This window comes from Phycisphaeraceae bacterium, from assembly GCA_019636655.1.
GTDB lineage: Bacteria > Planctomycetota > Phycisphaerae > Phycisphaerales > UBA1924 > JAHBXB01.
Map to the genome: position 1 here is coordinate 66006 of JAHBXB010000008.1, position 7666 is coordinate 73671.

5 protein-coding genes are annotated in these 7666 nt (G+C 69.3%); 4 read left to right on the top strand and 1 reads right to left on the bottom strand.

The window, feature by feature from the left end; translation table 11 throughout:
* The first annotated feature begins 3 nt into the window (after nucleotides 1–3).
* From KF745_15445 to KF745_15460, 4 genes are all read left to right on the top strand, one after another.
* Nucleotides 4–1686, top strand: a complete 1683-nt coding sequence (locus KF745_15445) for a glycosyltransferase family 2 protein (GenBank protein ID MBX3359809.1) — start codon at nucleotides 4–6, stop codon at nucleotides 1684–1686.
* Nucleotides 1687–1716: 30 nt separating this feature from the next.
* The gene (locus KF745_15450; GenBank protein ID MBX3359810.1) at nucleotides 1717–3480 is read left to right on the top strand and encodes a glycosyltransferase; all 1764 of its coding nucleotides are present in this window, start codon (nucleotides 1717–1719) and stop codon (nucleotides 3478–3480) included.
* 17 nt (nucleotides 3481–3497) lie between these two features.
* Entirely contained in the window at nucleotides 3498–4877 is a 1380-nt protein-coding gene (locus KF745_15455) for a hypothetical protein (protein MBX3359811.1), read from the top strand.
* A gap of 66 nt (nucleotides 4878–4943) precedes the next feature.
* Complete coding sequence (locus KF745_15460) at nucleotides 4944–7028, top strand: S46 family peptidase (protein MBX3359812.1); 2085 nt, start codon at nucleotides 4944–4946, stop codon at nucleotides 7026–7028.
* A 47-nt stretch (nucleotides 7029–7075) separates the two neighbouring features.
* Here KF745_15460 and KF745_15465 read toward each other — a convergent pair.
* A partial coding sequence (locus KF745_15465; protein MBX3359813.1) for a hypothetical protein occupies nucleotides 7076–7666 on the bottom strand: 591 nt, incomplete at its 5' end.

A 7666-nucleotide genomic window follows, 5' to 3' on the forward strand; every position in this document is an offset into this window, starting at 1 on the left:
TCCGTGAAAGCGACCGTCCATCCCGCCAAACCCGTCGAAGTCCATCTCAACGGGACCGCGCGCACCCAGGGGCCCGCGACGACGACCGCCCGGGTCGCCGTCATCGTCGTGACCTGGAACCGCCGCGAGGTGGCCTCCGCCTGCGTCCGGGGCCTCGCTGCCCAGCGGTTCCCGCGGGAGCAGATGGATGTCATCGTGGTCGACAATGCATCGACCGACGGCACGCTGGAGTCGCTTGCCGAGTTGTGGCGCCCCGAGACGATCGTCGACAACCCGACGGACGAGGCCCACGAACCGCGATTCGAGCCGCGCCGATCGCCCGCTTCGGATACTTCGGCGTCCACCCGCAACACCGCCGGCTTCCACTCCCTGACGCTGATCCGAAACTCCACCAACCACGGCGGGTGCGGCGGGTTCAACACCGGCTTCGCGTGGGTCGAGCGGGCCCTCAACTCCACCGATTTTGTCTGGCTTGTCGACGACGATGCCGAACTCCCGCCCGAAGCGTTGACGCACCTGACCGCCGCCGCGGCATCCGACCCGCGCATCGGCCTCGTCGGCTCGCGGACAGTCGATATCTCCGACCGCCGCACCACCATCGAGACGACCATCTATCTCGATCGCGCCAAAGGCCGCATGGGCGACGACCCGCCCCCCGGCCACCCGCAGCACGAGTCCCATCGACGCTGGGTCCGTCAAGTCGGCGGCCTCCGGGGCGACCTGCCTTTCACCGGTCTGCGCGATGTGGACATCGTCTCGGCCTGCTCGCTCCTGGCCCGGTGGTCCGCCGTGCAGAAGGTCGGTTTCTGGGACTGGCGGTACTTCATCTACTGCGACGACGCCGACTGGTGCCTCCGCTTCGGCCGCGCCGGGTACCGCGTCGTGCTCAATCTCGACGCCGTGGTGTTCCACACGCCGTGGCTCATGAAACTCACGCCCGCCCGCATCTATTACGCCCAGCGGAACATGGTCTGGACCCTCCAGAAGATCCTGCCCCCGGGCATGCTCCGCGCCGCGACGCGCCGCTGGATGCGCACGATCCTGAAGGACTCGATGCGCGCCGCCGTCTTCCGCCGTCTCTTTCACGCCGAGATCATCCGCGAGACCGCGCGCGACATCATCATCGGGCGGACCGGCAAGACCGCCGGCGAGGGCCCGAAGCCGATCCCGCTGATCGAAGCCTTCCGCCAGGCCGGGCTCTTCCGGCCCGGAGCCAGGGTCGCGTTCCTGTGCGCCCAGGGCGAACGCGGCGACGCAACCGCACGCTGGGCCGACGCCATCACCGCCGAGATCCGGTCGGCTCTCGCGGCGGGCGAGCCCGGCTCCGAGCCCCGCTGGATCCGCGTGCTCCGCAACGATGTCGCCGCCGTCGCGGGAGTCAGCCCGGGCATGCCGGGAACGATCGTCTACGGCGGCCGCTGGCCCTCCCGCCTGCTCCGGCAGGTGTCGCTGCTCCGCCACCGGCCGACGGCGGTTGTGGTCTTCGATCAGACCAACGACTTCCCCGCCGTGTGCGGGGCATGGAACCTCCACGTGGATTCCCGGAACCTCTCCGCCGCGCAGGTCGAGCGCGATGGGCTCGGTCCGCGAGCCGCGTTCCTTGCCCGCTGGATGTCGACCGCCGTGCGCGCGGCGTGGTACGCTGCCACCATCCGCCCGTACTCCTCCACCAGTCGCTACGGTTGATTCCGAAGGGACAGGCCGACGCCACCAGACATGCCCGAAGCGCCGACCAATCACGCCCCCGACGCTCGCACGGGTTGGCCGCGCACCGACCGGCCGCTGCGCATCGCCCTCCTTGGTTGGGCACGCCTTTCGTCCCAGGGGTTCGAGGGTTCCGGATACAACCTCTCCGCGTCGGAACTGGCCCGGGGGCTCGCCCTCTCGGGCCATGAGGTGGCGTACCTCTCCTCCGGGATGAGTTACCACCTCTTCGGAGGGCCCCGCATCGCTTTCCGTGAGCGATGGGGCGGCATCGACTGCCACGAACTCATCAACTCGCCGAACCTCTCCCCCAACGCGCACAACTTCCGGAACACCCAGACCGAGATCGCCTGCCCGGCGCAGGCCGCGCTGGTGGTCCGGTGGCTCGATCAGGTGCGGGCCCAGGTGATACACGTGCACTCCCTGGAGGGCTACGGACTGGATCTGATCGGCGCGATACGCGCCTCGGGCCGCCCCGTGGTCGTCACCCCGCACAACTACTCCTACGTCTGCCCGCAGGTCGATCTGCTGCACCAGGAGGCCCGGGTCTGCACTGACTACGACGGTGGAAGGCGCTGCACCACCTGCCTCCCGGCCCCCGACCCGCGGGTGCTCAAGCGCAAGCGGGCGGTCGGCGACACGCTCGAACGCTGGCTGGGCCTGTACCCGGCCGATGTCGTCCGCAAGGCGATCTACGGGATTGGGCCAGCCGTCCGATCCGTGTTCACCGGCGCCGCATTCCGGCCCTGGTCGCCGCCGAAACTCAACCCCGATGACCTGCACGATCCCGAGCTGGCACGCGGGTTCGATATCTCCGGCCGTGCGGGTGCCGCCGCGTCCGTCAACGGCGCGGTAACAACCGATTCGCTCCCCGCATTTGACCCGTCCCCCGCCGATCAGAACGAACGCCTCCTCGCCGCCAACCACCACCTGCGCTCGCTGAACATCTACGGCCAGCGCCGAGCCGCGGGCGTCGAGGCTCTCAACCACGCTTCGCTCGTGATCCCTCCCTCGGATTTCCTCCGCCGGCTCCACGTGGCGATGGGCGTCGACGAGCGGCGCCTCCGCTGGGTGCGGCTCGGCCAGCCGCACTTTGACCAGATCAACCGCCGCGCCCGCCGGTCGCCGTACTACGACGCCCGCCCGTGGGATCCGGAGTCCGCCACCCGCCCGCTCCGCTTCGCCTACTTCGGCACGACCCGTCCCAACAAGGGGCTGGAGGTCCTGCTGCGGGCAATCCCTCTGATCGCCCCCGAGGTCCGATCGCGCTTGCAGATCTCGATCCACGCCGGCGGCCACGATGCGAAGGTGCGCCGGCGGATGGCGAAGTACACCGAGGTCTCGGTCCGCGGGGCCTACGACCTCGCGCAACTCCTCGCCTCCGGCGGCGAGTACGACGTTGGGATCCTGCCCCACATCTGGCTGGAGAACTCCCCGCTGGTGATGCTCGAGCACCTCCACGCCGGCAAGTTCGTGATCGCCTCGCGACTCGGTGGTCCGCCCGACTGGATCTCTCCGCCGCGCAATGGCCTCCTCTTCCCCGCTGGCCACCCGGCGGCCCTGGCCGAGTGCATCACGCGCGTCACCATCGGCGAGGTGCCGCTGCCCTCCCCGCGAGAGATCCACGCGGCCACCGTGCTCCAGTCCTACCCCGATCACGTGCGGGAAATCGAGTCGATCTACCGGGAACTTCTCGCCGGCGGGCCCTTGCCCGTGCCCTCGATTCCTGGCAAAATAGCCGCGGAGGCAATCGCCTCCGCGGCGGGCTCCCGCTAACCAGACGGAGGCAGCAGATGATCACGCGACAACGTCTCGGCCCGGCCGCGGTGCTCGCTCTCGCCGCCGCATCGCACGCCGCCGCCCAGTGCGGGACGTCCGGCCCGGACGCGGTCATCGGCGACGTTGGCGCCGCCACGTCGTTCGCCGCCCAGGGCGGCGTCGCCGCATTCGGGTTCGGAGCCACCGTGTGCAACAGGGGCGACGGCATCATCCGGTACGAGCCGACCACGTCGCGCCACCCGGTCATCGTCACCAACCTCTACCGGCTCCGCCAGGTCTCCGGTCACTACGAACTGGACCAGGTCGGCATGTCCTGGGCGTTCAACACGTTCTTTGCCCTCAGCGGCACGGCCTGCTGCCCGGACTGCCAGCCCGCGGCGAACGGCAACCTCGGCACACAGTGCTCCTCGCCGGAGTCCGCGTCGATCATGGCCGCCCAGCAGGCCCTCGCCCCGCGAACCTCGATTAATCCCTACACCGGCGCCTTCCCCTATCCGCCGCCAAGTCCCGAATACTCCGGCTCCCTCGCCCGCCGCATGCAAGTGAAGGTGAGCGACATCGACCCGGCACTCAACGCCGGCGCGTTGTACTTCGCGGAGTTGCAGGTGGTGACCCCGGACGACGCCGGGGCCGCATCCAACAACGTGTCCTACCGGCGCGTCGGGGTAAGCGGCGCTGGAACGACCTGGAACCTCACGCCGATGAGCGGGGCGGTCGTCGGCGAGTCCGCGCTGGCGGCGTGGTCCGCTGCGGATCCGGCATGCACGGTCGTTGCCGCGGACATCCCCGGCCATGGGCGAGTTGAGATCGCCGCGGCGGTGACGCAGACCGCTCCGCGCCGGTGGCACTACGAGATCGCCGTGCGCAACCACTCGCTCTGGCGCGGCATCCAGGCGATCACGATGCCGGCCGTGGTTCCCGCCAGCATCTCCGGCTTCTCCGTCCACGACGTCGCTTACCACAGCGGCGACGGGCTGAACAACCAGAACGTCGAACCGACGCCGTGGTTGCTGAGCCAGGGGTGCTCCGGGATTTCGTTCTCGACAACCCCGTACGCCTCGAACCCGAACGCGAACGCGATCCGCTGGTCCACGGCGTACACGATCCGATTCGACGCCACCACCCCGCCGCGGCTGACCGATGACGTGCAGCTCACCGGGTACCTCCCCGGCGAACCCATTCCGGCGATCGCGGCCTCGCTGCCGATGCCCCGCGGCGTGGTTGACGTCGACGGTGACGGCGTCCGGACGCCCGTCGACATCGCCGTCTACGTGAGCCAATGGCTGGCAAGCCTCACCGGCGGCTCGCTCAATGCGGACCTGGATGAGAATGGCGCGGTCGAGCCGTCCGACCTCGCGCTGTTCATCCAGCTCTGGTTCGCGGCTCCGTGCTGACCCGTGCGGCGCGCGGGTAGAGCTCCTAACGTTCACCCCAACCCCGTCACCAAGGAAGCGACCCCTATGGGATCCATCTGTCGTCGTGCCGCCGCCGCCGCCCTGACCGCCGTTGCAATGAGCCTGACGACCCCGGCGAGCGCCGACGAGGGGATGTGGCTGCTGACGAGCCCGCCGACGGCGACGCTGAAGGCCAAGTATGGTTTCGAGCCATCCAACGCATGGCTGGAGCATGTGCAGAAGTCCGCCGTGCGGTTCTCCACGGGCGGGTCGGGGTCGCTGGTCTCGCCGGACGGGCTGGTGATGACTAACCACCACGTCGGCTCGGACATGCTTGCGAAGCTGTCGACGCCGACCAGCCGCCTGCTCGAGACGGGGTTCTACGCCAGGACGAAGGCGGACGAACTCAAGTGCCCGGACCTGGAACTGAATGTCCTCTGGTCTATCGAGGACGTCACCGAGAGCGTGACGGGCGTGGTGACCGAGGGGATGTCCTCGGCGGATGCCAACACGGCCCGGCGCAAGCAGATGGCCCGAATCGAGGGTGAGTCGCAGGAGAAGACCGGGCTGCTCTCGCAGGTGGTCACGCTGTACCAGGGCGGGCGGTACCACCTGTACCGCTACCGGCGGTACACGGATGTGCGGCTGGTCTTTGCTCCGGAGAAGGCGATCGCGTACTTCGGCGGGGATGCTTCGAACTTCGAGTACCCGCGGTACGACCTGGATTGCTGCTTCTTCCGGATCTACGAGAACGACAAGCCCCTGAAGGCCGAGCACTACCTGAACTGGTCGAAGGGGTCCAAGGAGGGGGACCTGGCGCTGGTGGCCGGGCACCCGGGTTCGACGCGGCGGCTGTTCACGACCGAGCACCTCAAGTTCCTGCGCGACGTTGAGAATCCGACGAGCCTGCGGTACCTCTGGCGGGCGGAGGTCAAGTTGAACAACTTCCGGCAGCGAAGCCCGGAACAGGCGCACATCGGCGAGGAGGACTACTTCGGCGTCACGAACAGCCGGAAGTTCTACACGGGGCAGATCGACGGACTGCAGGATCCGCGGCTGATGGCGCGCAAGGCGCAGGCGGAGCAGGCGTTGCGGTCGGCGGTGGCGAAGAACCCTCAGTGGCAGGCGGAGTGGGGGGATGCGTGGGAGCAGATCGCGAAGGCGGAGGCGGGGCGGCGCGACTGGCATGCGAGGTACTACGCGCTGTCCCGCGGCGGGCCGTCGGGGGCGCTGTTCGCCGCGGCGCGGGACATCGTGCGGCTGGCGGATGAACTCCCCAAGGCCAGCGGGGACCGGCTGCGGGAGTACCGGGATTCCAACCTGGATTCGGTGTACCTGGAGTTGTACTCGCCGGCGCCGGTGTACGAGGCGCTGGAGATCGAAAAGCTCGCGTCGGGGCTGGCGTACCTGGCGGAGACGCTCGGCGGAGACGACCCGATCGTGGTGGCGGCGCTGGCCGGGGTGTCGCCGCGGGATCGGGCGGCGGAACTGGTGAAGGGGTCGTCGCTCAAGGACATCGAGGCGCGCAAGAGCCTGGTGGCGGGCGGGGCGGCGGCAGTGCGGGCGTCGAGGGATCCCATGATTCAGTTGGCCCTGGCGCTGGACCCGGAGTCGCGGGCGATGCGGACGCGGTTCGAGAACGAGGTGGAGGCGGTGGAGCGGGAGAACTACGCGAAGATCGCCGCGGCGAAGTTCGCGATCGAGGGGGAGAAGAACTACCCGGACGCGACGTTCACGCTGCGGCTGGCGTTCGGCCCGATCAAGGGGTACTCGGACGAGTCGGAGGGGACGGTCGAGGCGTACACGACGATCGGCGGGGCGTTCCGGCTTGCGAAGGAGCGGCACGGCGAGGCGGACTTCGAGCTGCCGCAGTCGTGGGTGACGCACAAGGCGGACCTGGACATGAGCACGCCGTTCAACTTCATCTGCACGGCGGACATCATCGGCGGCAACTCCGGCAGCCCGGTGGTGAACACGGCGGGAGAGGTGATCGGGCTGATCTTCGACGGCAACATCCACTCCCTGACGGCTGGGGTGATCTACGACGACACGAAGGGCCGGGCGGTCTCAGTGGACAGCCGCGTGATCATCGAGGCGCTGCGGAAGATCTACGGCGCCGGGACGCTGGCGGACGAGATCGTGAAGCGGTAGTGCTTCGGTTCGACATCGTGCGGCCTGCTGCGCCGGTTCGTGCCGGCCTATCCGGAGTCGGCGGCGACGGGGCGTGGTGACGTGGCTGTGGCGGGTTGGACGAGCGGCCGCGGGCGGGCGCAGGATTCGGCGTGGGCGGGCGGCGCGGGAGAGCGGGTGGGCGGGGTGGGTCCGGAGGGCGGGATGGTGTCGTCGGTGGAGACTGGGGAGGGGGCGGGAGCGGTCGAGGAGCGCGGAGCGGGTGTGGAAGAATTGGGCAATGAGGATGGAGCCGAGAGAGTTGGGCTGGGAGTGGGTGTTGGGGAGGGCGCGGGAGCTGGCCGCGGGGTGGAGGTAAAGCGGCGCGGGCCGGGGGTGAAGTTGGCGAGGCGGAGGAGGAGGGCGGCGGCGCGGCGGGCGGTTTCTCGGGAGCGGCGGCGGAGTTCTAACCCTCGCTGGTCGCCGGGGCGGACAGGGAAGTGGGCTTCGTCTGAGTTGTGCTCGTCGATGGAGCGGCCGAGGGCGATGGTCGCCGCGGGGAGGAAGTTGCTGGCGACGATGCGGGTGCGGCGGGCGATGGTGGACTCGATCTGGTCCAGCCGTTCAGCGATCTCGGGCTCGGCGAACCAGAGGACGAGGGCTTCGACGGTGGTGTGGTG

What these genes read in the sequence shown, in the direction of transcription:
- KF745_15460 (MBX3359812.1), top strand. Translation starts at nt 4,944, where the DNA reads ATGGGATCCATCTGTCGTCGTGCCGCCGCCGCCGCCCTGACCGCCGTT.
- KF745_15450 (MBX3359810.1), top strand. Translation starts at nt 1,717, where the DNA reads ATGCCCGAAGCGCCGACCAATCACGCCCCCGACGCTCGCACGGGTTGG.
- KF745_15455 (MBX3359811.1), top strand. Translation starts at nt 3,498, where the DNA reads ATGATCACGCGACAACGTCTCGGCCCGGCCGCGGTGCTCGCTCTCGCC.